The 25,087-nt window shown below is 71.9% G+C and carries 27 protein-coding genes, 1 tRNA gene and 1 riboswitch; of the genes, 14 read left to right on the top strand and 14 right to left on the bottom strand.

The genetic code is table 11. From position 1 onward, the window contains the following. The first annotated feature begins 3 nt into the window (after nt 1-3). The 3 genes from QRN30_RS06015 to QRN30_RS06005 are packed head-to-tail and all read left to right on the top strand — an operon-like array spanning nt 4 to nt 2,938. Nucleotides 4-969 (top strand): ABC transporter permease, encoded by a 966-nt coding sequence (locus tag QRN30_RS06015; RefSeq protein ID WP_031260253.1) that lies wholly within the window; start codon nt 4-6, stop codon nt 967-969. Further along, complete coding sequence (locus QRN30_RS06010) at nt 966-1,871, top strand: ABC transporter permease (protein ID WP_284760641.1); 906 nt, start codon at nt 966-968, stop codon at nt 1,869-1,871. The genes QRN30_RS06015 and QRN30_RS06010 overlap by 4 nt, the downstream gene beginning before the upstream one ends. After that, nucleotides 1,868-2,938: an ABC transporter ATP-binding protein gene (locus tag QRN30_RS06005; RefSeq protein WP_071250234.1), complete on the top strand. Its 1,071-nt coding sequence runs from the start codon at nt 1,868-1,870 to the stop codon at nt 2,936-2,938. Before QRN30_RS06010 ends, QRN30_RS06005 begins: the two co-directional genes overlap by 4 nt. Nucleotides 2,939-3,102: 164 nt before the next feature. On the opposite strand, the gene QRN30_RS06000 is transcribed toward QRN30_RS06005, so the two are convergent. After that, entirely contained in the window at nt 3,103-3,582 is a 480-nt protein-coding gene (locus tag QRN30_RS06000) for an NUDIX hydrolase (protein WP_017888122.1), read from the bottom strand. Nucleotides 3,583-3,642: 60 nt separating this feature from the next. On the opposite strand from QRN30_RS06000, the gene nagB reads away from it, so the two are divergent. Next, complete coding sequence (nagB, locus tag QRN30_RS05995; protein ID WP_140448517.1) at nt 3,643-4,428, top strand: glucosamine-6-phosphate deaminase; 786 nt, start codon at nt 3,643-3,645, stop codon at nt 4,426-4,428. 184 nt (nt 4,429-4,612) lie between these two features. On the opposite strand, the gene QRN30_RS05990 is transcribed toward nagB, so the two are convergent. Further along, complete coding sequence (locus QRN30_RS05990) at nt 4,613-5,788, bottom strand: MalY/PatB family protein (protein ID WP_017888120.1); 1,176 nt, start codon at nt 5,786-5,788, stop codon at nt 4,613-4,615. 145 nt (nt 5,789-5,933) lie between these two features. On the opposite strand from QRN30_RS05990, the gene QRN30_RS05985 reads away from it, so the two are divergent. The 4 genes from QRN30_RS05985 to QRN30_RS05970 all read left to right on the top strand — a co-directional run bounded on the left by QRN30_RS05985 (nt 5,934) and on the right by QRN30_RS05970 (nt 11,142). Further along, nucleotides 5,934-8,381 carry a GH92 family glycosyl hydrolase gene (locus tag QRN30_RS05985; RefSeq protein WP_284760637.1) on the top strand — a complete coding sequence of 816 codons (2,448 nt, stop codon included), beginning with the start codon at nt 5,934-5,936 and terminating at the stop codon, nt 8,379-8,381. 67 nt (nt 8,382-8,448) lie between these two features. Further along, nucleotides 8,449-8,727, top strand: a complete 279-nt coding sequence (locus QRN30_RS05980) for a hypothetical protein (RefSeq protein WP_214562593.1) — start codon at nt 8,449-8,451, stop codon at nt 8,725-8,727. Beyond that, a complete protein-coding gene (locus QRN30_RS05975; RefSeq protein WP_284760635.1) occupies nt 8,724-10,595 on the top strand; it encodes an alpha/beta hydrolase in 1,872 nt (623 codons plus the stop codon). Before QRN30_RS05980 ends, QRN30_RS05975 begins: the two co-directional genes overlap by 4 nt. Next, nucleotides 10,579-11,142 (top strand): hypothetical protein, encoded by a 564-nt coding sequence (locus QRN30_RS05970; RefSeq protein WP_284760633.1) that lies wholly within the window; start codon nt 10,579-10,581, stop codon nt 11,140-11,142. Before QRN30_RS05975 ends, QRN30_RS05970 begins: the two co-directional genes overlap by 17 nt. Nucleotides 11,143-11,176: 34 nt before the next feature. Here the strand turns inward: QRN30_RS05970 and nagA are convergent, their stop codons facing one another. The 5 genes from nagA to QRN30_RS05945 all read right to left on the bottom strand — a co-directional run bounded on the left by nagA (nt 11,177) and on the right by QRN30_RS05945 (nt 14,513). Next, entirely contained in the window at nt 11,177-12,343 is a 1,167-nt protein-coding gene (nagA, locus tag QRN30_RS05965; protein ID WP_284760632.1) for an N-acetylglucosamine-6-phosphate deacetylase, read from the bottom strand. Beyond that, a complete protein-coding gene (locus QRN30_RS05960) occupies nt 12,340-12,747 on the bottom strand; it encodes a YrdB family protein (protein ID WP_214584802.1) in 408 nt (135 codons plus the stop codon). Before QRN30_RS05960 ends, nagA begins: the two co-directional genes overlap by 4 nt. An 8-nt stretch (nt 12,748-12,755) precedes the next feature. After that, nucleotides 12,756-13,616 carry a formyltetrahydrofolate deformylase gene (gene purU / locus QRN30_RS05955; protein ID WP_110861849.1) on the bottom strand — a complete coding sequence of 287 codons (861 nt, stop codon included), beginning with the start codon at nt 13,614-13,616 and terminating at the stop codon, nt 12,756-12,758. Nucleotides 13,617-13,707: 91 nt separating this feature from the next. After that, on the bottom strand, nt 13,708-13,920 hold the full coding sequence (locus tag QRN30_RS05950) for a hypothetical protein (RefSeq protein WP_042539250.1): 213 nt from the start codon (nt 13,918-13,920) through the stop codon (nt 13,708-13,710). Nucleotides 13,921-14,057: 137 nt separating this feature from the next. Further along, nucleotides 14,058-14,513 carry a MarR family winged helix-turn-helix transcriptional regulator gene (locus tag QRN30_RS05945; RefSeq protein WP_284760629.1) on the bottom strand — a complete coding sequence of 152 codons (456 nt, stop codon included), beginning with the start codon at nt 14,511-14,513 and terminating at the stop codon, nt 14,058-14,060. A 75-nt stretch (nt 14,514-14,588) separates the two neighbouring features. On the opposite strand from QRN30_RS05945, the gene QRN30_RS05940 reads away from it, so the two are divergent. After that, complete coding sequence (locus tag QRN30_RS05940; protein WP_052481810.1) at nt 14,589-15,461, top strand: NAD(P)H-binding protein; 873 nt, start codon at nt 14,589-14,591, stop codon at nt 15,459-15,461. 43 nt (nt 15,462-15,504) lie between these two features. On the opposite strand, the gene QRN30_RS05935 is transcribed toward QRN30_RS05940, so the two are convergent. Together QRN30_RS05935 and clpS are read right to left on the bottom strand one after the other, a co-directional pair. Next, complete coding sequence (locus QRN30_RS05935) at nt 15,505-15,978, bottom strand: DUF2017 family protein (protein ID WP_017888109.1); 474 nt, start codon at nt 15,976-15,978, stop codon at nt 15,505-15,507. After that, nucleotides 15,975-16,280, bottom strand: a complete 306-nt coding sequence (gene clpS / locus QRN30_RS05930) for an ATP-dependent Clp protease adapter ClpS (protein WP_042539252.1) — start codon at nt 16,278-16,280, stop codon at nt 15,975-15,977. Before clpS ends, QRN30_RS05935 begins: the two co-directional genes overlap by 4 nt. 38 nt (nt 16,281-16,318) lie before the next feature. Further along, nucleotides 16,319-16,403: riboswitch (ZMP/ZTP riboswitch) on the top strand. A gap of 96 nt (nt 16,404-16,499) precedes the next feature. Between clpS and glyA the strand changes: the two genes are divergently transcribed. The 3 genes from glyA (at nt 16,500) to QRN30_RS05915 (ending at nt 19,267) form a co-directional block, all read left to right on the top strand. After that, complete coding sequence (gene glyA / locus QRN30_RS05925; RefSeq protein ID WP_056071863.1) at nt 16,500-17,777, top strand: serine hydroxymethyltransferase; 1,278 nt, start codon at nt 16,500-16,502, stop codon at nt 17,775-17,777. Next, a complete protein-coding gene (locus QRN30_RS05920; RefSeq protein WP_259553061.1) occupies nt 17,774-18,697 on the top strand; it encodes a tetrahydrofolate dehydrogenase/cyclohydrolase catalytic domain-containing protein in 924 nt (307 codons plus the stop codon). The genes glyA and QRN30_RS05920 overlap by 4 nt, the downstream gene beginning before the upstream one ends. A 120-nt stretch (nt 18,698-18,817) precedes the next feature. After that, complete coding sequence (locus tag QRN30_RS05915; protein ID WP_214518630.1) at nt 18,818-19,267, top strand: hypothetical protein; 450 nt, start codon at nt 18,818-18,820, stop codon at nt 19,265-19,267. Between the two features lie 165 nt (nt 19,268-19,432). Here QRN30_RS05915 and galK read toward each other — a convergent pair whose 3' ends face one another. Together galK and galT are read right to left on the bottom strand one after the other, a co-directional pair. Then, nucleotides 19,433-20,572, bottom strand: coding sequence for a galactokinase (gene galK, locus QRN30_RS05910; RefSeq protein ID WP_259576843.1), 1,140 nt, complete (start codon nt 20,570-20,572; stop codon nt 19,433-19,435). Continuing rightward, the gene (gene galT / locus QRN30_RS05905; protein ID WP_140448512.1) at nt 20,569-21,666 is read right to left on the bottom strand and encodes a galactose-1-phosphate uridylyltransferase; all 1,098 of its coding nucleotides are present in this window, start codon (nt 21,664-21,666) and stop codon (nt 20,569-20,571) included. Before galT ends, galK begins: the two co-directional genes overlap by 4 nt. Nucleotides 21,667-21,730: 64 nt before the next feature. Between galT and QRN30_RS05900 the strand changes: the two genes are divergently transcribed. Both QRN30_RS05900 and QRN30_RS05895 read left to right on the top strand, forming a co-directional pair. After that, the gene (locus QRN30_RS05900) at nt 21,731-22,585 is read left to right on the top strand and encodes a DeoR/GlpR family DNA-binding transcription regulator (protein WP_017888102.1); all 855 of its coding nucleotides are present in this window, start codon (nt 21,731-21,733) and stop codon (nt 22,583-22,585) included. Continuing rightward, complete coding sequence (locus tag QRN30_RS05895) at nt 22,582-23,514, top strand: aldose 1-epimerase family protein (protein ID WP_284760628.1); 933 nt, start codon at nt 22,582-22,584, stop codon at nt 23,512-23,514. Before QRN30_RS05900 ends, QRN30_RS05895 begins: the two co-directional genes overlap by 4 nt. Before the next feature lie 88 nt (nt 23,515-23,602). On the opposite strand, the gene QRN30_RS05890 is transcribed toward QRN30_RS05895, so the two are convergent. From QRN30_RS05890 to QRN30_RS05880, 3 genes are all read right to left on the bottom strand, one after another. Then, on the bottom strand, nt 23,603-23,923 hold the full coding sequence (locus QRN30_RS05890) for a hypothetical protein (RefSeq protein WP_027466636.1): 321 nt from the start codon (nt 23,921-23,923) through the stop codon (nt 23,603-23,605). 176 nt (nt 23,924-24,099) lie between these two features. Beyond that, nucleotides 24,100-24,936 carry an SGNH/GDSL hydrolase family protein gene (locus QRN30_RS05885; RefSeq protein ID WP_081612335.1) on the bottom strand — a complete coding sequence of 279 codons (837 nt, stop codon included), beginning with the start codon at nt 24,934-24,936 and terminating at the stop codon, nt 24,100-24,102. A gap of 37 nt (nt 24,937-24,973) precedes the next feature. Next, a tRNA-Lys gene (locus QRN30_RS05880) sits at nt 24,974-25,049 on the bottom strand. Nucleotides 25,050-25,087 lie beyond the last annotated feature (38 nt).

Raw genomic sequence — 25,087 nt, 5'->3', positions numbered from 1 at the left:
AGCATGACCACCGCATCGGCAGACGCGCCCGCGACGGCGACGAGCGCCCCGAGCACTGCGCGCACGGCGTCCGCGGCGGCGCCCGCCGATGCCGTCCGACGCGGCGCCGGACCCCGTGTCCGGCGCCGCGTCGGCCTCGCCTGGCTGGGGCTGACCCCCTTCGCCGCCTACGTCCTGCTCTTCCTCGCCGTCCCCGCCGTGATCGCGATCGGCAGCGGGTTCTTCGACGGCTCCGGCGCGTTCACGCTCGCGAACCTCGCAGCCTTCGCCGACCCCTCGGTGCTGCAGGCGTTCGCCGGGTCCTTCGGCCTGTCCGCCGCCTCCGCGGTCATCGGCGCGGTGCTCGGCGCGGTCGTCTGCTGGGCGCTCTCGGCGCTGCGGCCGGACGGACTGGTCCGGTCGATGATCGACTCGGCGGCCAGCGTCCTCGCCCAGTTCGGCGGCGTCATGCTCGCGTTCGCGTTCATCGCCACGATCGGCGTGCAGGGACTCGTCACGACCTGGCTGGTCACGGTCTTCCACGTCGACCTCAACGCCGACGGGGCCTTCCTGTACACGGTGCCCGGGCTCGTGATCCCCTACGTCTACTTCCAGGTGCCGCTCATGGTCCTCACGTTCATGCCCGCACTCGAGGGCGTCAAAGCGCAGTGGGGTGAGGCCGCGGCGACGCTCGGCGCCTCGCGCCTGACGTACTGGCGCCGCATCGCGTTGCCCGTGCTGGCGCCGGCGTTCTGGGGGTCGCTCCTGCTGCTCTTCGCGAACGGCTTCTCGTCGTACGCCACCGCCGCGGCCCTCATCTCCCAGGGCGGCATCGTGCCGCTCACCATCCGCACGCAGCTCACCAGCGAGACGATCGTCGGCCTGCAGAACGTCGCCGGGGTGCTCGCCTTCGGCATGGTCGTCGTGATGGCGGTCGTGATGGGCGCCTACTCGCTGCTGCAGCGCCGGGCCGCCAGGTGGCAGCGATGAGCGCCGCGGCTCCGGTGCGGCCGGTACGTCCCGTCCGGTCTGGAGGCTCGTCCCGCGTCCGCCGGTTCGGCACCGCCCCGTCCCGTGGTGCGGCAGCCATCGTGCTCACCGTGATCGGGCTCCTGTTCGCCGTCCCGCTGGTCGCGCTGCTGCAGTTCACCTTCCGGCAGGGCACCGACGGCGGGCTCACCCTCGCGCACTGGGCGGCGATCGGTGACCCGGCCAACGCCTTCACGTACCAGCCGGTGTTCGACGGGCTCGGGGCGTCGTTGCTCATCGCCGTGATCACCGTCGGGATCGTGCTGTTCGTGCTGCTGCCCGCCCAGATCATCACCGCGCTCCGCTACCCCAGGCTCCGGAGCGTCCTGGAGTTCGTCTGCATCGTGCCGATCACCGTGCCGGTCGTGGTGCTCGTCGTCGGGTTCATCCCCGTGTACCAGGTCGTCTCGCAGGTCTTCGGGTCCGGCTCGTGGACGCTGGCGTTCGCGATCGGCATCATCACGCTGCCGTTCGCGTTCCGCCCGATCGCGGCCGCCATCACGGCGACGGACCTGATCGTCCTGTCCGAGGCGGCCCGGTCGCTCGGCGCCTCGTGGTGGACCGTCACCTGGCGCGTGCTCCTGCCGAACCTGCGCCGGGGCATCACCGCCGCGTGCTTCCTGACGATCACCGTGGTCCTCGGCGAGTACACCCTCGCCTCGTTCCTCTCCCGCTCCACGTTCCAGACCGGGCTCGTCCTCGTGCAGGGGACCGACCCGTACGTCGCCGCCATCTTCTCGGTCGCCGCGCTCCTGTTCGGCTTCGTGCTGCTCGTCCTCATCGGCCGGATCGGGACCCGCCGCACCACCCGCGTCCGCCGCACCCGCACCACCCGTCGTCCCCGACTCGAGGAGTCCGCATGACCGTCACCGCCCCGGCAGCCCCGGCGTCCCTCGCCACCACCGGCGCGGTCGTCGAACTGCACGCCGTCGAGAAGCACTACGGCCCGCACCGGGCCCTCGCCGGACTGTCGCTCCGGGTCGAGCCGGGGGAGTTCGTCTCGCTCCTCGGTCCGTCCGGCTGCGGCAAGACGACCGCGCTCCGAGCACTCGCGGGCCTCGAGGCCATCGACGTCGGCTCCATCCGCATCGACGGCCAGGACGTCGCGGACACCCCGGTCAACAAGCGCGACATCGGCATGGTGTTCCAGCAGTACTCGCTGTTCCCGCACATGACGGTCCGGCAGAACGTCGCCTTCGGTCTCGAGATGCGCCGGGTCCCCGCCGCCGAGCGCAAGACCCGCGTCGTCGAGGCCCTCGACATGGTCCGCCTCGGCGAGTTCGCCGAGCGGTACCCGCACCAGCTCTCGGGTGGGCAGCAGCAGCGTGTCGCCCTGGCCCGAGCGCTCGTCACCCGGCCCCGTGTGCTCCTGCTCGACGAGCCGCTGTCGGCGCTCGACGCGAAGGTCCGGGTCTCACTGCGCGACGAGATCCGCCGCATCCAGAGCGACCTCGGCATCACCACCGTGTTCGTCACGCACGACCAAGAGGAAGCGCTCGCCGTCTCCGACCGGATCGCCGTGATGCAGGCGGGTGACATCGAGCAGATCGGCACGCCCGAGGAGCTCTACCGGACCCCGTCGTCGGCGTTCACCGCGGACTTCGTCGGGCAGTCGAACCGGCTGCAGGGCGACCTGCGCGGCGCGGACGTGTTCGTCTACGGGTTCCGCGTGCCGGCGCTCGACTCGTCGATCGCGGACGGACCGGTGCTCGCCTACGTCCGACCGGAGGACATCGCCTTCGCCGCCGAGGGCGTCACCGGCACCGTCGTCAGCTCGAGCTTCCTCGGGTCGATCCGCCGCACCACCGTTCGCCTGGACGACGACACCGTCGTGACCGTCCAGCACGAGGTCGGTGACCGCCGGGCCACCGGCGACCCCGTCGCCGTGCGCCTGCTCGGCGCACCCGTCGCCGTCGCGCCGCTCGCGTAGTCGCGAAGGCGACAGTTCCCGCCGGGCCTGCCGGTGTCCTCTGCGGAAGCGACAGTTCGCTGCGGAACGTTCGCGGCACACTGTCGCTTCGGCGGGGTGGGCGCGACCGACGGGCGGACGGGAGGCCCGTGGCGGCCTGGCACCGCGCCTCCAGGCCGGTGAGGTCAGCGCTGGAAGCGCGCCTCGCGCTCGTCGGCAAGCCCGGCCTCGACGCGTGCGCGCATGTTCTCGGACATGTCGGGCAGTGCGTCGAGCCGGGCCCAGAACGCCTCGGTGTTCTCGCCGTCGGCGGGGTTCGGCGTGCCGGAGACGTACCGGCAGGCGAAGACCAGGTCGAGGTACTGCGAGCGGTCGCCGTTCGGGTAGGTCATCTCGGGCAGCACCTGGACCCACGCCAGGCGTTCGGCGACGGCGACGACGTCCGCTTCTTCCAGGACCTCGCGTTCGGCGGCGACGGCGGGCTCCTCGCCCGGGTCGACGATCCCGGTGACCGGGGTGTACGCACCGGTGTCGGCCCGCCGAACCACGAGCAGTTCGCGATCGGCGCCGGAGCCGCGGGTCACGATGGCGCTCACGCCCGACAGCCAGAGCGGCGCCGTGCCGATCTTCTCGCGCAGGGACAGGACGAAGTCGGGGGTCGGCATGCCTCCACGCTACCCACCCGACCCCTGTCGCAGACTGGTCATGACCAGTAGGCTGGTGGTGTGGAGATCATCATCCTGCCCACGCCGGACGAGGTCGGTCGCGTCGCCGCGGCCAAGATCGCGTCCGTCGTCGCCAAGAAGCCGTCCGCCGTCATCGGTCTCGCCACCGGATCCAGCCCGCAGGGCATCTACGCCGACCTGCGGCGCCGGGTGCAGGCTGGTGAGATCTCGTTCGCCGAGGCGCGTGGGTTCGCCCTCGACGAGTACGTCGGCATCCCGCTCGAGCACCCTGAGTCCTACGCGGCCGTGATCGCCCGCGACGTCGTGGCCCCGCTCGGCTTCGACGCGTCGCGGGTGCGTGTGCCGGACGGCCGTGCCGCCGACCTGGAGTTCGCGGCCAAGGAGTACGACGCCGCGATCCGTGCCGCCGGTGGGATCGACGTGCAGATCCTCGGCATCGGGGCCAACGGCCACATCGGGTTCAACGAGCCGACGTCGTCGTTCGCCTCGCGCACCCGCATCAAGACCCTCGCGCCGTCGACCCGTGACGCCAACGCGCGCTTCTTCGACTCGCCCGAACAGGTCCCGACGCACTGCATGACGCAGGGGCTCGGCACCATCCTCGAGGCCCGCGAGCTCGTCCTCGTCGCCCAGGGGCCGTCGAAGGCAGCGGCCGTCGCCGCCGCGGTCGAGGGGCCGCTCAGCTCCTTCGTGCCCGGATCGGCCCTGCAGCTGCACGAGCACGCGACCGTCGTCGTCGACGAGGAAGCCGCCGCTGGGCTGCAGCTCGCCGACTACTACCGCTACACGTACGCGAACAAGCCGGCCTGGCAGCGGTTCGAGTAGGCGCTGCGCCCCTCTCTCCACTCACACGCCGGCGTCTTGCCCCGGCGCCGCCGAAGCGTCGAGACGCCGTCGAATCCCGCGGCGTCTCGACGATTGCGGGGCGTCCAACGCACACGCCGGCGTCTCGCGGCAGCCACACGCCGGCGTCTCGCGGCAGCCACACGCCGGTCGACGCAGCTCGGGTTCAGGCGCGGGCGGCTGCGGCCAGGCGGCTGAGTCCCTCGTCGAGGGTCTCCGCCGAGCAGCCGAAGTTCAGTCGCGCGAAGCCCCGGCCCTGCCGTCCGAACGCCGGGCCGGAGCCGAGCGCCACCTTCGCCCGGTCGACGAGCTCCGCTGCGGGATCGTCGCCCCACGGCAGCGCCCGCAGGTCGAGCCACGCCAGGTACGACGCCTGCGGCTGCCGGTACTCGGCGCCGGGCAGCACGTCGCCGATCCGCTCGGCCAGGGTGCGCCGGTTCGCCGCGAGCTCGGTGAGCAGTGACGCCAGCCACGGTCCGCCCTCGCTGAAGGCCGCGACGCTCGCCGTGTAGCCGAGGATGCCGGTGCGCTCGACGACCTCGGTCGGCAGGCCGTCGAACCACGCGCGGGCCCGCTCCGAGGCGCCGATCATCATCGCGCACTTCGTGCCGGCGAGGTTCCAGGCCTTGCTCGCGCTCGTCAGGGCGACGCCGAGCGACGCGGCCTCGGGGCAGGACTCCAGGAACGGCGTGAACACCGCGTCGGCGTGCACGAGCGGCGCGTGGATCTCGTCGGACACCACGACGGCGTCCCACTCGGCGGCCAGCTTCGCGAGTGCGACGAGCGACTCGCGGTCGTGCACCAGGCCGAGGGGGTTGTGCGGGTTGCAGAGCAGCACCGTGCGGGCTCCGTCGGCGAACGCCTGCGCGAGGCCGTCCAGGTCCATCCGCCAGCCGGCCGTGGTGTCGAAGGGGTCGGCCGGGCCCGCGGGGGCGAGCAGCGGGACCTCGGTGACGGTGCCGCCGGCCTCGGACACGTACTCCCAGAACGGCGGGTACACGGGCGGCATGATGACCACCTGGTCACCCGGCTCGATGACCCGGCGCAGCACCTCGACCGCAGCGACCGACACGTCCGTGGTGGTGCGGACCAGGTCGGGGTCGACCCGCCACGCCCACCGGCTCTCGGCGAAGTCGGCGAACGCCTCGGGCAGGGCCCGTCCGTGCCCGACGTACCCGGTGTCGCCGTTCGTCACCGCCGTGACCAGGGCGTCGCGGATCGGTTCGGCGAGCATGCTGTCCATCTCGGCGACGAACATGGGGAGCACGTCCGGCGGGTAGGCCGTGTACTTCTCGCTCGTGCGGGACCGGTACGCATCGAAGACGGACACCATGACGCTCATGCGCCCATCCTGACAGCGACCCCCGCGGGGCGCGAGGGTCGGGCCTGGGCGGCGCCGCGTCCGAGGCCGGACCCGACGTGAACAGCGGGAGAGCGATCGGTGACTCGGGCGGCGTCCCCCGTCCGAGGGGGCTAGCGTCGCCGATGTGAACCGATCTCGCGTGCACCGTCGCCCGCTCGTCCGTCCGTTCCCGCTCGCCGCGGTGGCCGCGATCGCCGCCCTGGTGGGAACGGGGATCGTCGCCGCGCCCGCTGTGGGCTCGCCCTCGGCACAGGCCGGGCGGACCGTCAGCGATCCTGCGCGGTACGTCGACCCCTTCATCGGCACGAGCAACAACGGCAACACCTGGCCGGGTGCCACGGCGCCGTTCGGGATGATGCAGTGGAGTCCCACGGGCACCGCGGGTGACCAGACGTCGACCCCGGTCGCGAACGGGTACTCGTACGACGTGAACCGCTTGCGTGGCTTCAGTCTGACGCACCTGAACGGCGCCGGGTGCGCTCCGGGTGCAGCCGGCGACGTGCCGATCATGCCGGTCACCACCCCGGTCACGACCTCGCCGTCGGCAGACTCGAAGGACGCCGTCTACGCCGCCGGGTACTCGCACGACCAGGAGTCGGCGAGCCCCGGCCGCTACGGCGTGACGCTCGACAACGGCGTCCGCACCGACCTCGCCGTGACCACGCGTGCCGGCGTCGGTGCGTTCACGTTCCCGGCGGGCAAGGACGCGAACCTGCTGTTCCGCACCTCGAACTCGATCAACGGCAGCGAGGCCGCGGTCACCCGCGTCGACCCCCGCACCCGCACCGTCAGCGGCAGCGTCCTGACCGGCGGCTTCTGCAGCCGCCGCGCGAACGGCGGCGGCGCCACCAACCCGGACCGTCGCAGCTACTACCGCCTCTACTTCACCGCGACCTTCGACACTGCGTTCGCGAGCACCGGCACCTGGAAGGACGGCACGGTCCAGCCTGGAGGCACGTCCTCCTCCGGTGGGGAGGGCTACCTGACCGGCGCCGACCGCGCCGGACGCGGCTCCGGCGCGTGGGTCGGGTTCGATGCGCGTCGCGGAGCGACGGTGCAGGCGAAGATCGGCATCTCGTACGTGAGCGCGGCCGGGGCGGTCGCGAACCGTGACGGCGAGGTGACCGGGCGCTCGACCGTCGCCAGCGTCGCGGCAGGCACACGGGCCTCCTGGAACCGTGAACTGTCGCGCCTGCGCGTCGGTGGCGGCACGGCGGACCGCACCACCCAGCTCTACACGTCCGTCTACCACGCACTCATGCAGCCGAACACGCTGAACGACCGCGACGGGCGCTACCTCGGGCCGGACCTGCGGGTGCACCGGATGGACCGCGGACACCGGGCCGTCTACGGCACGTACTCCGGGTGGGACCAGTACCGGGCGCAGATCCAGCTGCTGGCCCTGCTGCGGCCGGACGTCGCCGGGGACATGGCGCAGTCGATGCTGCGGTTCGCCGAGCAGAACGGCGGGGTGTGGGACCGGTGGCTGCACCTCGGAGCGCCGACGCACGTGATGACCGGCGACCCCTCGGCCGCGACGCTCGCCACCTGGTACGCCATGGGCGTCCGGAACTTCGACGTCCGGGCCGCGTACGCCTCCCTCAAGCGCCAGGCGACGGTCGAGAACGCGGACGCCGAGAGCGACGTCGGGTGCCCCGGACAGTGCCTGTCGCAGCGGCCCGCGCTCGACGAGTACCTGGATCGGCAGTACGCCGCGAACGACGACTGCGCCTGCTGGGGTGGTGCGGCCGAGACCCTCGAGGACTCGATCTCCGACAGCGCGCTCGGGTACTGGGCAGGCGCACTCGGACTGCACTCCGATGCCCGGATGTTCGCCGCTCGTGGTGGGTACTGGAAGAACACCTTCAACGCGGCGGTCGGCCACCAAGCCGCTCGGCAGGCCGAGGGATCGTGGACGCCGGGCTGGTCGCCCTCGACCGGCACCGGGTTCGCGCAGGGCACCAGTGCGCAGTACACCTGGCTCGTGCCGCAGGACGTGCGGGGGCTGTCGAGCGCGCTCGGTGGTGACGACGCCGCCGTCGCACGGCTCGACGACTTCTTCCACGACGCCTCGGGCAACTGGGCCGTCACGGGCGGGGACGCCACGAAGTTCGACCCGACGAACGAACCCGACATCCACACACCCTGGATGTACAACGCACTCGGCACGCCCTGGAAGACGCAGGAGACCGTGCGCCGGGTCGTGGACGACGCCTACTCGACCGGCCCCGGTGGGCTTCCGGGCAACGACGACCTCGGCACGATGAGCGCCTGGTACGTCTTCGCCTCGATCGGGCTGTTCCCGCAGACGCCCGGGCGAGCGGAGATGCTCATCGGCAGCCCGACGTTCAGCACGGTCGACATCCGACGCTCCAGCGGCGAGCGGCTCGTCGTCCGGTCCTCGGGGACCGAGCCGTACGTGCAGGGGGCGCGGTTGAACGGGTGGACACACGAGCGGTCGTGGGTGCCGGCATCGTTCGTGACGCGTGGCGGCACCCTGTCACTGCGGGTGGGCAACTCGGCGGCCACGGGCTGGGCGAGCGGCGAGCGGGGGCGCCCGATCGATCACTGAACACCCCTTGACACACCGTACTTCAGTGGTGATATGTTGACCTCCTCGGGGAACACGAGGGGGAACCATGGGGGATCTGACGGTCGATCTGCCGACCATGCAGGCGGTCGCGCGAGCGGCGGGGCGAGCGGTCACTGACCTGCATCCCGAGCGACCGTTGTCCGGTTCGGACGGCGGTGCGTTCGGCTCAGGGGCGGTCGCATCCGCGTTCATCGCATCGTCCTCGGCCCACGATGCGATGATCCGTTCGCTCGGCGACGACGCGGACACACTCCGTGCGTACGTGACCACCGCCGCCGAAGCAGTCCTGCGGGCGGACGCCGACCTCGCCCGGCGGGTCCGGTGAGCGCGGACCCCGTCGCGGGCGATCCGGACGGCATCCAGCGGATCGCCCGAAGGCACGAAGACCGCTCGGACGCGGTCCGTGACGGCGCCCGGCACGTGCTCGTCGCTGCCGAGCACGCCGCCTCGGGCTGGGCGGGGCGGGCACAACAACAGTTCCTCGTGGCGGCAGCGGCGATGCCGGCGAGTGCGCATCGCGTCGCGGCGAGGCTGGACGCGGCGTCGGCTGCACTCGCCACCTACGCGCGCCAGGTGCGGGAGATCCAGGACGACGCCGCGAGCCTGCAGACGACGCGGCGGAACACCGCGGACGACATCGCGGCCAACGACCGAGCGATCCGCGACGCGACCGCGGTGGCATCCGGACCGGACGCGGTCGAGTCGGATCGGGCACTCCTGCAACAGCTGCAGCACAGCGGGGAGTGGCTGGCCGGGCTGGACGCTCGGCTGTCGGCGCAGTGGGACGAGCTCGTCGCCCGCCGGGCCGCAGCTGACCGAGCGGCGGCCGCTGCGCTCGAGGACCGCTCGGTGCTCGGCAAGCTGGTCTCCGCCGCGGTCGTGTCCGCGATGAGCGACGGGCAGTTCCTCACGTGGCTCGCCACCCTCGATCCGGAGAGCATCGCTGCGCTCGGTGGCGACTCGCGGGTCGCGAAGCGGCTCGCCGGCATCGACGCGGCGCAGGTCGCCGGGTGGTGGCAGGCGATGTCGGGCGTCGACGGTGCGCCGTCCGCGGCCCAGCGGGCGTTCGTCGCGGCGATGCCGGCGGCCATCGGCAACCTGAACGGTGTCGCCTCCTGGGCGCGGGCACGGGCGAACACGACGGTCTTGGCCGACCGGCTCGCACACGCACGGCGGCAGGTGCGCGACTGGCGCGAGCTGCACGACGCCGCCCGGAACCCCGCCGACGCGGCCGCGGCGCGCGAGCAGCTGCTCGTCTGGGAACGGCAGCGTGACGCCTACCGGAACATCCAGGACACCCTCGCGACGACGCCGGTCTCACTGGTGGCACTCGTCGACGACCGTCCACCGCTCGCGCAGATCGTCGCGGGTGACCTCGACCGTGCCACGCACGTCAGCGTCATCGTGCCGGGCATGAACACCGCGACCTACCAGGACGGCACGGTGCAGGACTACAGCGCGATCGCCCGCGGGATGCGTCGTGAGGAGGCCCGTGTGGCTGGGATCCGCCGCAGTGACATCGCCGTCGTGTCCTGGATCGGCTACCACCCGCCGATGGCCGACGACCCGTCGTTCCGGACCGTCCTGGCGGACGACCGAGCGCGAGCGGGCGCCGAGCGACTCGTCGCCGACCTCGACGGGTTCCACGCGGCGCGAGCGGCTGCCGGGCGGGACGCCGACCTGACCGTCATGGGGCACTCCTACGGCACGACCGTGGCGACGATCGCCCTGACGAAGACGCACGCCGACCACGTGGTGCTGCTCGGCTCGGCCGGCGTGACGGACGCCGTACCGAACGCGTCCGCGCTGCACGTGCCCGAGGGGCAGGTCTTCGCCACCCAGGGCGCGAAGGACGGCTGGGCCGTCACCGGGCAGAACCTGTCCGGTCGCCGTGACCCGACCGAGTCCACGTGGGACGCGCACGAGTTCAGCTCCGAGACCGAGGGTCGTGGGTCGGACACCCTGCACGGCGTCACCCGCCACGGGCCGTACGACGGCGATGACGACGACGGCCGGTACTCGTACTTCGACGACGGGACCACCGCCCAGCACAACGCTGCACGAGCGGCGATGGGACACGGGGACGAGATCCCCGAGCGGGGCGGCCCCTTCGACCGGATGCGGCAGCAGACCAAGGACGACTGGCTCATGTACGGCTGGCAGACCGGGGGCACCGGTGACCCCACGCTCTGAACCGCGGGGCGCCGCACTCGCCGGAGCCCTGGTGGTCACCGCACTCCTGACCGGGTGCACCGGCCCTGCCCCGGACTCCCCGATCCAGAAGGACACGTCGATGAACGTCGAACAGTCGCACCAGGACGTCCTGGACATCTTCGCCGCCGTGCGCTCGGTCGTCGGGCAGGACGGTTGGGGTGACGAGGACCCCGGGTGGAACCTCTGCGGAAGTGATGGCGAGGACGCTGCGCAGTACACCTACGCGAGCACTCGGCGGCTCCCGCTTCCTGGTACAGCCGATCAGGTCGCCGAGCGGGTCACCCGGGCCCTCGCAGCGATCGGGTACGAAGGTGCGCGTGTTCAGCACGACACGGAACTCGCGCCGGAGCGGACGGTCATCAGCTACCCGAAGGGGTACCTCGGTGGGACAGCAGCAGACGGGTTCGCCATCTTCTTCCAGGCGTTCGATTCGTACGCGGACGTGTCCATCGACGGCCATTGCGTCCCGGGCCGGGCCCCGAGGTTCGGTGAGCCCCTCAACCCCCGCCCGACCGACCTGCCGTGACGTCTCCGAGCGAGCCGTCTACGCCGTGTTCACTTCAGCGCAGCTCGCGCCCGCCGCCCCAGACGCGCTCGACCTCGAGCGACGGCGACAGCGCCACCAGGTCCGCGGCGAACCCCGGCGCCAGCCGACCCAGGCGGTTGCCGAGCCCGAGCGCGCCGGCCGGCACGCTCGTCAGCGCCGCCACGGCCTCGGGCAGGGTCCGCCCGGCGAGCGAGACCGCGTTGCGGAGCGCCACGTCCTGCGTCAGTGTCGATCCCGCGATGGTCTCGGTCCCCGCGACGTGTGCGACGCCGTCGGTCACCGTGACGTCGAGCGACCCGAGTCGGTACGAGCCGTCCGCGGCGCCGGCAGCACCCATCGCATCGGTGATCAGTGCGACACGACCCGGCGTCGCCCGGAAGAGCGTGTCCGCCACGACCGGGTGCACGTGCACGCCGTCCAGGATGAGTTCGAGCGTCACGCGGTCGTCCGCCACGGCAGCGCCGATCGGTCCCGGCGCGCGGTGGTGCAGGCCGGGCATCGCGTTGCACGCGTGGGTCAGGATCGTCGCGCCGGCGTCGAAGGCGGCCCGGGCCTGGTCGTACGTGCCGACCGTGTGGCCGACGGCGACCGTGACACCGGCTTCGACGAACCGACGGACGGCGTCGAGCGCGCCCAGCAGCTCGGGCGCGATGGTGACCTGGCGGATGACGCCCTCGCCCGCTTCGAGCAACGCGTCGACCGCAGCGGGCGTCGGGTCGATCAGGAACGACTCGTTGTGGGCGCCCTTGTTGTGCGGGGACAGGAACGGCCCCTCCAGGTGCACGCCGAGCACGAGTGGGTCGGTCGTCATGACGGCACGGACGTGGGTCAGCGACGCCACCAGCGCGGGGACCGGGTTCGCGACGAGCGACAGGACGGAACGGGTCGTGCCGTGCGCGCGGTGCATCGCGAGCGAGCCGTCGAACGAGTCGTCCTCGTACGCCTCGGTCGCCCCACCGTGCCCGTGCAGGTCCACGAACCCGGGCGTCAGGACCCGGTCGCCCAGGTCGACGACCTGGTCGGCCGCGGGGGCCTCGGGACCGGCGCCGGTCGCGTGGATCGTGTCGCCGACGACCAGGACCCAGCCGTCGGCCGTGGTGCCGGCCGCGTCGACGACGCGGGCCGCGCGGACCAGCGTGCGCTGGGCCTCCCGGCCGGTCTGGAGGCCCGTGGCGGTCATGCGGTCTCCTTGCGGAACGCGATCACGCCGCTCAGGGCGGCGATCACGATGAAGACGATCCCGACGACCGGATGGCCGATGGAGATCCAGGTCGCGCCTGCGGCGACGACCAGGGCGACCTCGACGATGGTCTTGCCGACGATGTCGGTCTCGATCGGGGAGCGCGGTGAGCGGAAGAAGTACCAGACGACCGCGGCGAACAGTGGGGCGCCGACCATGAACAGGTAGCCGGGGAGTGGGAGCTGCCACGACCAGTAGCCCCAGAAGGCCAGGGACAACAGCCCGAACACCATCACGGCGATGCGCCCGACCTTCCAGGCCTCGAACCGCGGTCGCGGCTGCCGGACGGCTGCCGGGTCGGGGACCGATTCCCAGTCGACGGGGGACTGCGGGGCGTTGGTCATGGTGCTGCCTACTTGAAGATGATGGTGCGGGCGCCGTCGAGCAGGACGCGGTCCTCGGCGATCCAGCGCACCGCCTGGGTGAGCGTGCGGGACTCCTCGTCCTGCCCGATGGACACCAGCTCGGCCGGTTCCTTGGTGTGGTCGACGCGGACGACGTTCTGCTCGATGATCGGGCCCTCGTCGAGGTCGCTCGTGACGAAGTGCGCGGTCGCGCCGATGAGCTTCACCCCGCGGGCGTGCGCCTGCCGGTACGGGTTCGCGCCCTTGAAGCCGGGCAGGAACGAGTGGTGGATGTTGACGGCACGGCCCTCGAGCGCGGCGCAGAGTTCGGGCGACAGGATCTGCATGTAGCGGGCGAGGACGACGAGCTCGATGTCGTGCTCCTCCACCGCCTGCAGCACGCGCCGCTCCATCTGCTCCTTCGACTCGGCGTCGGTGACCGGACGGTGCTCGAACGGCACGGAGTAGAACGCGGCGAGCTCGGACAGGTCCGCGTGGTTCGACAGCACGAGGGGCACCTCGATCGGCAGCTGTCCGCCGCGCTGCCGGTAGAGCAGGTCGTTGAGGCAGTGACCGGCCTTCGACACGAGCACGAGGGTGCGCAGCGGACGCCCGACGACGTCGAGCTGGACGCGGGCGTCGTAGCGGGCGGCGACGGGGGCGAGCGCGGCCTCGAATGCGGCGCGGTCCACCGGCGCCATCACCTGCAGGCGCATGAAGAAGGTGTTCGTGTCGGCGCTGGAGAACTGCTGCGACTCGGTGATGTTGCCCTGGGCGGCGACGATCGCTCCGGAGACGGCGTGCACGATCCCGGGCTGGTCGTCGCAGACGAGCGTCAGGGTCCAGTGCGTGGGGGTCGGGTCGGTCACCGGATCAGGGTACCGGCCGCGGGGGAGGTGCTTCGTGAGCACGAATGGTCGAGTGCGCCGCGGCGACTCGACCACTCGTGCTCACGAAGCGTCAGCGCCGGTGCGCGAGCAGGCGGCGGACGAAGGAGACCTCCATGCACAGGGCCAGGACCGTCGCGGCGATGCCGATGCCGACGGACGCGGAACCCCGGTCGGCGTTGACGATCGCCGCGATCGGGATGCCGATGCAGAGGATGCCGCAGATCACCACGTTCCAGATCGCGCCTGCCGTGGTGTCACTGCTGAACCCGCCGCCCTTCGCCATGCCCCGACGCCACCGGTCCGCGGGCGGCGAGGCTTCAGGACGTCCGGCGGTCGTCGAGTGAGCAGAAGACGTCGGGTGCGGGGGTGCGAGCCGTCGTCTTCTGCCCACTCGGCGTCGGGCGAGGCTTCCGATGTCGGTCAGGGAACGGCGGACCCGTCGTCGCCCGCGTCCGGCTCGAGCAGCGGGAGCAGGGCCGCCGAGATCGGTTCCGCACCGTCGCCGAACCACGCGTTGCTCGCCCGGACGATCGGGTGGGCGCGTGCCAGCAGCGCCTCGCCCTGGTCGGTCAGTCGCATCCGGGAGGCCCGTCCCCGGCCCGGTGCGGCGCCCCGCTCCACGAGTCCCCGCGTCGAGAGCCCCCCGACGAGCGTCGTCATGCTCTGCGGTCGGACGCCGACCGCGCGCGCCAGGTCGGCCTGGCTGAGCTCGCCGGCCGCTGCGAGCTGGATGAGCGCGCCGAACTCGACGGGCGTCAACCCGAGCGGCGCCAGCTCGGCCGCGAGTCGGCGGGAGAGCGTCCGTGCGGCCCGGATGACCGTCCACGCCACGATGCCGTCGACGTCGTCGCGCGGGGCTGGGAGTTCCTGGGGCACGGGGCGATCGTACCGGCGTACGTTCTGGTATCAGGAAACTGATACCAGAACGGGTCAGTGGGACGAGGAGCAGACATGGGCGAGATCGTGGCGGTCACCGGCGTGACCGGGGACGTCGGCGGCAAGACCGCGGAGCTGCTGCGGGCGGCAGGGGTGACGGTCCGCGCAGTGGTCCGACGCCCCGAGCAGGTCGACGCGCTCCGGGCACGCGGCATCGACGGTCGCCTGGCCGACCTGGACGATGAGGACGCGCTCACCGCGGCGCTCGACGGGGCCGACCGCTTCTTCCTCGTGACGCCGGTCAGCCAGCGGCAGCGGGAGCAGGGCGCCAGCGGGGTCCGAGCGGCACAGCGGGCCGGGGTCGGACGGATCGTGCAGCTGTCGGGCGGAGACGCCGCCGAGCACTCCCCGATGTCGTGGGCGAGCGCCGCCTGGCACACCGACCGGCTGGTACGCGAGAGCGGGTTGGCGTGGACGATCCTGCACCCCTCGTCGTTCATGACGAACGTGCAGCCCTCGGCACCGGCGATCCGACGGGGGTGGTTCCCGCACACCACGGGCCGCGGGGTGATCGGCTGGATCGACACCGAGGACATCGCCCGGACGGCGGCGCGGGTGCTGACCGAGGACAGCCACGACGGCACCGAACCGGTGCTCACCGGCCCGGACCTGCTCGATGCGCGGGGTGTCGCCGCCGCGCTCGCCGAAGGGCTCGGCCGACCCGTGCGCCCCCTGCACCTGCCGAGCCGGGTCTACGCCGCTGTGCTGCGCCTGAGCGGGGTGCCCGCCTGGCAGGCCGAGGGGCTCCGGCAGCAGTTCGGCCGGGTCGTCCGCCGCGGCCTCGACGGCGTCGACGTGATGAGCGCCGACGTCCTGCGCATCACCGGCACCGCACCGCGGAGCCTGGCCGACTGGGCGCGAGCCCACCGCGACGACCTGCTGGGGTGACCCGTCGCGCCGGAGGTGATCCGGGCCTCCAGGCCGTGGGCCGTCAGCGCGACGTGAGCGTGACGACCAGGTGTTCCTGTACGAAGCCGAGCCAGTCGTAGACGTCGCGCAGGCCGACGCCCGCGTCGGCCTCGACCGAGCGCTCCTCGTCGTCGGCGTCCTCGATGCCCAGCCGGTCGGCGATCGTCAGCCGCAGGTCGGTGAGGGTGCGGAGCCACGCCTGCTCGTCCTCGGCGTCGAGCGAACCGTCGCGGGTGCCCGTCAGCCACTCGTGCACGATCGAGGCGTTCGTCGTCTTCTGCGTGAGCAGGTCGGACTGCGTGTACTTCCGGAACTCTGCGCTCGCCTCGTCGTCACCGGGGTAGGCGTCCGGGAACATCCGCTCGCTGATCGGGTCGGCGGACAGGTCGCCGCCGAGCACCTGCCGCAGCTGCTCGGTGAGCGAGGCGAGCAGGTCGCGCTCGCCGGAGGACAGGCCGAGGTGGACGCCGTCGGCGCGGCGGACGAACGGGATCACGCTTCGGGGGCCTTGTCGACGGTCGCCTGCAGGCCGTAGCCGTGCATCGACTGGACGTGGGCCTCCATCGACTCGCGCGGGCCCGTTGCCACGATCGCGCGGCCGTCGTCGTTCACCTGGTGCATGAGCCGCTCGGCCTGCGCGCGCGAGAACCCGAAGTGCTGCTGGAAGACGTAGGTGACGTAGGACATCAGGTTGACCGGGTCGTCCCAGACCACGGTGACCCACGGGGTGTCCGCCCGTGCACTGGTCCGTTCGTCCGTGGTGGTCCGTTCGTCCACGTCGGGCGAGAGCAGCGTCATGCATCCAGGGTGACACAGGGCGGGGTCGCTCGGTACGATCGTCACGTCGCGACTGGCGTTGGATGGGTCACCATCAGGGAGCGACATAGACACGGTGCGCGGCCGTACGCCTGGGCTGCACCGACCGACCGTCCGAGTGCGACCAGCTGGTCGTCCGCACACCGTAGGAGTCCCGTGTCCATTGCCGATCTGCCCCCGTTCGTCTCCGACTCTGCCGAGGTGGCCGAGCAGGCCGCCGCCCGCGCCGCGTTCAACGCCCCGCTCACCGAGGTCGACCCCGAGATCGCCGCCGTCCTGCAGCAGGAGCTCGGCCGCCAGCGCGACACCCTCGAGATGATCGCGTCCGAGAACTTCGTGCCGCGTGCCGTGCTCGAGTCGCAGGGCTCCGTGCTCACCAACAAGTACGCCGAGGGCTACCCGGGCAAGCGCTACTACGGCGGCTGCGAGTACGTCGACGTCGCCGAGCAGCTCGCCATCGACCGTGCCAAGGCGCTGTTCGGTGCCGAGTACGCCAACGTCCAGCCGCACTCCGGCGCGACGGCCAACGCCGCTGTCCTGCACGCCATCGCCTCGGCGGGCGACACCATCCTCGGCCTCGAGCTCGCCCACGGTGGTCACCTGACCCACGGCATGAAGCTGAACTTCTCGGGCCGCATCTACAACGCCGTGGCGTACGGCGTCGACCCCGAGACGTTCGAGGTCGACTACGACGACATCCGCGCGAAGGCCATCGAGCACCAGCCGAAGGTCCTGATCGCCGGCTGGTCCGCCTACCCGCGCCAGCTCGACTTCGCGAAGTTCCGCGAGATCGCGGACGAGGTCGGCGCGAAGCTCTGGGTCGACATGGCGCACTTCGCCGGCCTCGTCGCCGCCGGGCTGCACCCGTCCCCGGTCCCACACGCCCACGTCGTCTCGTCGACGGTCCACAAGACCCTGGGCGGCCCCCGCTCGGGCATCATCCTGTCGAACGACGAGACCCTGTTCAAGAAGCTGAACTCCGCGGTCTTCCCGGGCCAGCAGGGCGGCCCGCTCATGCACGTGATCGCCGCCAAGGCCACCGCGTTCCTGCTCGCCGGCACCCCCGAGTTCAAGGACCGTCAGGAGCGCACGATCCGCGGCGCCCAGGCCCTTGCCGCCCGCCTGACCGCGGACGACGCCAAGGCCGCGGGCATCGACGTGCTCACCGGTGGCACCGACGTGCACCTGGTGCTCGTCGACCTGCGCACGTCCGAGGTCGACGGCAAGCAGGCCGAAGACCTGCTGCACGAGGTCGGCATCACCGTGAACCGCAACTCGGTGCCGTTCGACCCGCGCCCGCCGATGGTCACCTCGGGTGTCCGCATCGGCACCTCGGCGCTGGCGACCCGCGGCTTCGGCGACGCCGAGTTCACCGAGGTGGCCGACATCATCGCGCTGACCCTCATGCCGAACCCGGACGTCGCAGCGCTCTCGGCACGGGTGAAGGCCCTGACCGACGCGTTCCCGCTGTACGCGTGAGCGGCACCATCCCTCGGACGCTCTGGGACGGAGAGGGCAGCGCCGTCCGCATCGACGGCACGGCCCTCGCCGCCCGGACGCTCGACGAACTGCGGGGCCGGATCGACCGCCTGCACGAGCACGGCATCCGTCCGGGCCTCGGCACGATCATGGTCGGCGCGAACCCCGGCTCGATGTCCTACGTCGCGGGCAAGCACCGCGACTCGGCGTCGATCGGCCTCGACTCGCACCGCATCGACCTGCCGTCGTCCGCGAGCGCCGCGGACATCCGGGCCGCGATCCTGCAGATGAACGACGACCCCCGCGTCACCGCCTTCATCGTGCAGCTCCCGCTGCCGCAGGGCATCGACCCGACGCCGATGCTCGAGCTGATGGACCCGGCGAAGGACGCCGACGGCCTGCACCCGACGAACCTCGGCGAGCTGGTGCTCGCCGTGCCGGGTGGTGCCGGCACGATCGACGCACCACTGCCGTGCACCCCGCGGGGCATCGTCGCGATGCTCGACGCGTACGAGATCCCGATCCGTGGTGCGCACGTGACGATCATCGGACAGGGGCTGACCGTCGGACGGCCGCTCGGCCTGCTGCTCACGCGACTCGAGGCCACCGCGACCCTGACGCACTCGCTGACCGCCGACGTCGCCGCGGAGTGCCGTCGCGCCGACATCATCGTCGCCGCTGCCGGGGTCGCCGGGCTCGTCAAGCCGGACTGGGTGCAGCCCGGTGCCGCCGTGATCGACGTGGGCATCACCCGCGTGGTCAACGAGGAGACCGGCAAGGCGAAGCTGCACGGCGACGTCGACCCCGCGGTCGCATCGGTCGCGGGCTTCCTGTCGCCGACTCCCGGCGGCGTCGGGCCGATGACCCGCGCGATGCTGATGAAGAACGTGGTCGAGGCCGCCGAGCGCCAGCTGTCGTAGCACGCGCGGCCGCGCGGGGCTCGGCGCGGTCGCGATCGTGAGCAGCAATGGTCGGGTGGCGTCATCGCACCCGACCATCGCTGCTCACGAAGTGCACCCCGCCGGTGCTACGGTCGCGGCATGGGGGACGAACGACTGCAGACGGCGCCGGTGATGCGACCCCGGCCCGAGCCGTCGCAACTGACCAAGGACGCCCGGTGGCTGATCGTCATCGTGGCGATCTGCGTGCTGTTCCAGGCTCCGGGGTCGACCTGGGCGACGACCTTCGTGCACGCCGGCCAGGAGTACACGTTCACGTCGGGTCCCTGGTTCGGGTGGACGCTCGCGACGGTGGGGTTCGCAGTCGTCGGGTTCGTCGTCGCGATCGCCCGCCGTGGGGCAGCCCGGTTCGACGAGCACACCGTGATGGGCCTGACCCTGGCCGCCGTGCTCGGGACCACCGCGCTGGTGTGGCTGCTCATGCCGGCGCAGTCCGCGTGGGTGGAGTGGGCCGTGGAGCACGGTCGGGCGCACCCGTTCGTGCTCGGGAACGTCGTGGAGCACGTCCGGTACGCGGACTACCTCGGCTGAGTCGACCGAGCCGTCGAACGCACGGCGGGCACGGCTCGTCCGGCCTCGCCGTGCTTTCGTGCTGAACGACAGCTCACGGGCTGATCGCCGCGTGACCTGTCGCTGAGCGCGAAACGTCGAGCGCCGAGCGGCCGAGCGCGCGGGTGACGGCCTGCGCCGCAGCGGTCAGTCGCGCCGAGCGCCCTGCGCGGCGCGCACCGTGAACACGTTCGGCTCGCGGTACCCGGCGTCGGCGAACGCGGCGGTGACTGCTGCGGCGATCGCGTCACGCGACGCCTGGTCGACGAGCGCGATCGCCGCACCGCCGAACCCCCCGCCGGTCATGCGGGCACCGACGGCGCCGTGCTCGACGGCCGTGGCGACGGCCAGGTCGAGCTCCGGAACGGAGATCTCGAAGTCGTCGCGCATCGACTCGTGCGACGCGACCAGCAGCGGACCGATCGCCCGGGGGCCCTGTTCGCGCAGGGTGCGGACGGTGTCCAGGACACGCTGGTCCTCGGTCACGATGTGCCGCACACGACGGAAGGTCTCGTCGTCCAGGAGCTCCTGCGCACGGGGCAGGTCCTCGATGCTGACGTCACGCAGTGCCTCGACGCCGAGCACCTCGGCGCCCTTCTCGCACGAGGCCCGACGAGCGGCGTAGCCACCGGTCGCGTGGGCGTGCTCGACACGGGTGTCGATCACCAGGACCTCGAGCCCGTTCGCTTCGAGCGCCAGGTCGACGACGGCGGTGTCGAGCGTGCGGCAGTCGAGGAACACGACGGCGTCCTGCTCGCCGAGCAGCGAGGCCGACTGGTCCATGATCCCCGTGGGGGCGCCCACAGCGTGGTTCTCCGAGTACTGCCCGACGCGCGCCAGGGACTTCCGGTCGAGGCCGAGTGCCCACAGGTCGTTGAACGCCAGCGCGACACCGCACTCGATCGCGGCACTGGACGACAGGCCGGCGCCGACCGGGACCTCGGACTCGATGAAGACGTCGAACCCGGTCTTGTCGCTCAGATCGGCACCCGCCTGCTCGCGCAGGGCCCAGCCGATCCCGAAGACGTAGGCCGACCAGCCGTCCATGGCCCCGGGCGACAGGTCGTCGAGGGACAGCGCGACAGGCTCGCTCGCGGCGTCGAAGGCCGATGCCACGCGGATCATCCGGTCGTCGCGCTGGGCGATGGACGCGGTGGTGCGACGGTCGATCGCGAAGGGCAACACGTAGCCGTCGTTGTAGTCGGTGTGCTCACCGATCAGGTTGACGCGACCCGGTGCGGAGTACCGCACCGTCGGCTCGTACCCGTAGACCTGCTGGAACGTCATGCGCGCTCGACTCCTTGTCGGATGAACTCGGCCGCCTTCTCGGGCACGAGGTCCCCGATCCAGGCGCCCATGGCGGCTTCGCTGCCGGCCAGGAACTTCAACTTGTCCGCCGCACGTCGCGGCGAGGTGATCTGCAGCATCAGCCGCACGGTGTCGCGGGCGGTGTGCACCGGCGCCTGGTGCCACGCGGCGATGTACGGCGTCGGGTCGCCGTAGAGCGCGTCGAGCCCACGGGTGAGCCGGAGGTGCATGTGCGCCAGCTCGTCCTTCTCGGCGTCGGTCAGGCCGGCGAAGTCGGGCACGTGGCGGTGCGGCAGCATGTGGATCTCGATGGGCCAGCGCGCGGCGAACGGGACGAAGGCGGTGAAGTGCTCGCCGGCGAGGACGACCCGCTCGGAACCCCGCTCGTTCGCGAGGTGCTGCTCGAACAGGTCCGGCCCGAACCGCTCGATGCTCGCGAGCAGGCGCTGGGTGCGCGGCGTGATGTACGGGTACGAGTAGATCTGCCCGTGCGGGTGGTGCAGCGTGACGCCGATCGCCTCGCCCCGGTTCTCGAAGGGGAACACCTGCTGGATGCCCGGCATCGCGGAGAGCGCGGCGGTGCGGTCGGCCCAGGCTTCGACGACGGTGCGGGCACGCGACTCGGAGATGGAGGCGAAGGAACCGGAGGTCTCGGGGGAGAAGCACACGACCTCGCACCGGCCGACCGAACGGAGCTGGCGGTTCAGGCCGACGTCGCTCAGGGACTCGAGCGACTCGGGGGCGTCGTCGGCTTCGAGCAGCGGTCCGAACGACGGCGAGCGGTTCTCGAACACCGCGACGTCGTAGCGGCTCGGGATCTCGGACGGGTTGGCCGGGCTCTGGGGCGCGAGCGGGTCCTGGTCGGCCGGTGGCAGGAACACACGGTTCTGCCGGGACGCAGCGATCGACACCCACTCACCCGTCAGGACGTCCTGCCGCATCCGCGCCGTCTCGGGCCGCGGGTCGAGCACGCGGTCGTCGATGCTGCGTTCCGCGGGCAGCGTCGAGTCGGCGTCGTCGAAGTAGAAGAGGTCGCGGCCGTCCGCGAGCTTCGTCACGCGCTTGGTGATCACCGGAACAGCCTAGCGCCCATCCGAAGCGTTGCGAAGGACATCGGAAGCAAGCGAAACTGTCCACATGACGGACGCCGACCTCTCCTTCCTCGCCGGCGCGCTGCCCGCGCCCCTGCGGCAGGACCGCATCGTCGCGATCGTCGACGGTGCCCCGGGCATGGTCCGGACGGCCGCGTTGGCCGCGTCCCTCGGCACCAGCGAGGTGACCGTCCGCCAGGACCTCGCCGTCCTCGACCAGGAGGCCCGGATCCGCCGGGTGCACGGGGGCGCGGTCCGCCTCGGGGCCGGCTCCACCGAGCGCCCCTTCGAGGAGACCGCCGTCGAGCACCAGGTGGCCAAGGCAGCCATCGGCCGTGCGGCCGCGGCGCTGGTGCGGCCGGGGGAGTGCGTCGTCCTCGACGTCGGCACCACGCCGGCCGCCGTCGCCGAGGCGCTCGTGGCCCGGACCGAGCTCACGGGCGTCACCGTCGTCACGAACTCCCTCACCACCGCGCTCGCGCTCGAGCGAGCGGTCCCGCGCTTCACCGTGATCGTCACCGGCGGCACCCTCCGGCCCCTGCAGCACTCGCTCGTCGCACCCTTCAACGGCGCCGTCCTGCCGATGATCGCGGCCGACCTCGTGTTCCTCGGCGGCACCGGCCTCGACGTCGACCACGGCCTGACGAACGTGAACCTGCCCGAGACCGAGGCCAAGCGGATGCTCGCCACGACGGCCCGGCGTACCGTCGTGGTCGCGGACGGGTCGAAGTTCGGCCGGGCCCACATCGGGGTCGTCCGCGCGCTCGAGGACATCGACGTCGTCGTCACCGCCGAGGCCGACGCCGACGCGGTCGCCACGATCCGGGCGGCCGGGGCCCAGGTGATCGTCGCCGACGGCGAGCAGCGCACCGAACCAGCCGGAAGGAAGAACACCCCATGACCGCAGCACCCACTGGTGGGCAGTACCGCCTCCACCACGCCGGACCCGACGGGGTCGTCGAAGCCGTGGTCACCGAGGTCGCCGCGGGCATCCGCGAACTCCGTGTCGCCGGCTTCGACATCACCGAGCCGTTCGCCGTCACCGAGCAGCCGCCGGGCGCGAACGGCATCGTCCTGGCGCCCTGGCCGAACCGCGTCGCCGGTGGTGTGTGGGAGCTCGAGGGCAAGCGGCAGCAGCTCGACATCTCGGAGCCGAAGTACGGCAACGCCTCGCACGGGCTGCTCCGCTTCGCCCCGTACCGGGTGGTGTCGCAGGCCGAGACGTCGATCCAGCAAGAAGCGACGATCCACCCGCAGCACGGGTGGCCCTTCACCCTCGAGACGCGCGTGCTGCACGAGCTCGTCGACGACGGCATCCGTGTCACGCACGAGGTCACGAACCGCTCGGGCGTCCGCGCACCCTTCGCCGTCGGCGCGCACCCGTACCTGCGTGCCGGTGACACCCCCGCCGACGACCTGGTCGTCACGCTCGACGCCGCGACCGCGTTCACCGTCGACGAGCAGAAGGTGCCGAACGGGTCGGTGCCGGTCGAGTGCACGCCGTACGACCTCCGTCAGGGCCGGCGGGCCGGGGACTCGGACCTCGACACTGCGTACACGGACGTCACCCCCGACGCCGAGGGGATCCGCCGCACGACGATGCACGGGCCCGAGGGCGACGGGGTGGAGCTCTGGCAGGACGCCTCGTTCCCGTACGTGCAGGTCTTCACGTCGCGCGAGTACCCGCGCGGCGACGGGAAGGGCCTGGCCGTCGCGGTCGAACCGATGACGGCACCCGCGAACGCCCTGAACTCCGGCGAAGGTCTGCGCTGGCTCGAGCCGGACGAGACCTGGACCGGTTCGTGGGGGATCCGCCGCGTCTGGTCCTGAGGACTCCGGTCGGCTCGCACCGCTGACACGACGAAGGCCCCGCCGGGTGTCCGGCGGGGCCTTGTGCGTTCGTGTCGGAAGCCGGGCGTCAGCCGCGGCGCATCCGGAGCGCCTCGACCGCGAGGGACTCGGTCGCGTACCGGCCGACCTCGTGTGCCCAGGCCGGGTCGTCGCCGCGGAGCGCGATGAAGTCCTTGCGCTGGCGGCAGACGTAGCCGAGCACGGCGGTGGCGGTCGCGACCTCGATGAAGTCCTTGCGGATGTGGCGGGTCGTGACCTGGGCGTTGCGGCGGAGCGTGTCGAGCAGGAGCTCGTTGCTCATCGTCGTGTTGGTCGCTGCTGCGAGCTCGACGATGCGGCGCGCGTCACCGGTGGTGCTGGTCTGCGTGGCTTCGATGGGCTCGATCACGGTGTACCCCGTTCGTTCGTGGTGGTGCGGTGCTGCAGGATCCGGTGATCGGATCCGGGAACGACACTATCGGCGGGAGCCCAACAGTCCGCTGGGGACCGACTGTGCTGTGCAGGGGATCTCCCATGAGCTCGCTGGGGACGGGTTGTACCCCGTTCAGGAGCGGACGGCACCCGTCAGGCGCACCGGGCACTGTCGGCGGGGGTGGCGAGGGCGTCCAGCGCCTCGCTGACGCGGTCAGCCAGGTACTGGTGGCCGGCGTCGTTCGGGTGCCCGCCGTCGGGCGCCGAGTACCCGGGACTGTTCGTGGTCGTGAACCACCGGCCGGCGAGGGCATCGATGTAGGGGACCCCGACTGTGGCTGCAGCCGACGAGACCGAGGCGGCGACACCGACCGTGGTCTTCGCGTGCGGCAGGGGTGCCGACGGACCGAACGCGACGACGACCGCGTCCGGCCAGGTCTGCTGCGCCGTGCGGAGCGTGCGCTCGACGGCGGCGCGCAGGGTGTCGGCGTCGACGAGCCAGTCGTTCTGGCTGCCCTGCACGATCACCAGTTCCGGGTCGAAGGAGGCGTCTCGTTCGATCCGGGGACCGAACGTGAAGTGCGACGAACCGGAGGCGCCGACGTCGACGTAGCCGGTGCCCGGGTAGTCGTCGATCTTTGCCTTCCACCCGCGGTCCTCGCTGATGTCCTGGGCCCAGCCGTGGATCCCGCTGGTCGACCCACGACCGGACGTGTACGAGTCGCCGACGATCAGGACACGCGATCCGGGCTCGATCGCCGCCGCGATCCGCTCGGCCGAGACCCCGGGGGCCGCGACGGCCGAGGCCGAGGTCGACGAGGAGACGGGCTGGCAGGCGCTCGACACGCTCGGCAGGATCAGCAGGAGTCCGGAGACCCCGAGTGCCATGGCGCCGAGGGCGAGTGCGGGGACGAGTCTGCGGCGGCGTCGCGGCATCGTCGCCGGGTCGTTGGGGGTGCCCGGCCGTTCGCGCTGCGATCCTCGGCCCATCGGACCGATTGTAGACAAGAGCAACAGGGAAGACTGGTGGTGGGCCCCGTGGGGCTCGAACCCACGACCCTCGGATTAAAAGTCCGGTGCTCTACCAACTGAGCTAGAGGCCCTCACCCGCAAGGCTAGCGGGTGAGGGCCTCTGGGACAG

It is taken from the genome of Curtobacterium sp. MEB011, from assembly GCF_030209655.1.
GTDB lineage: Bacteria > Actinomycetota > Actinomycetes > Actinomycetales > Microbacteriaceae > Curtobacterium > Curtobacterium poinsettiae.
Note: the sequence above shows the minus strand (reverse complement) of the source record. Positions and strands in the feature narration are given on the sequence as shown.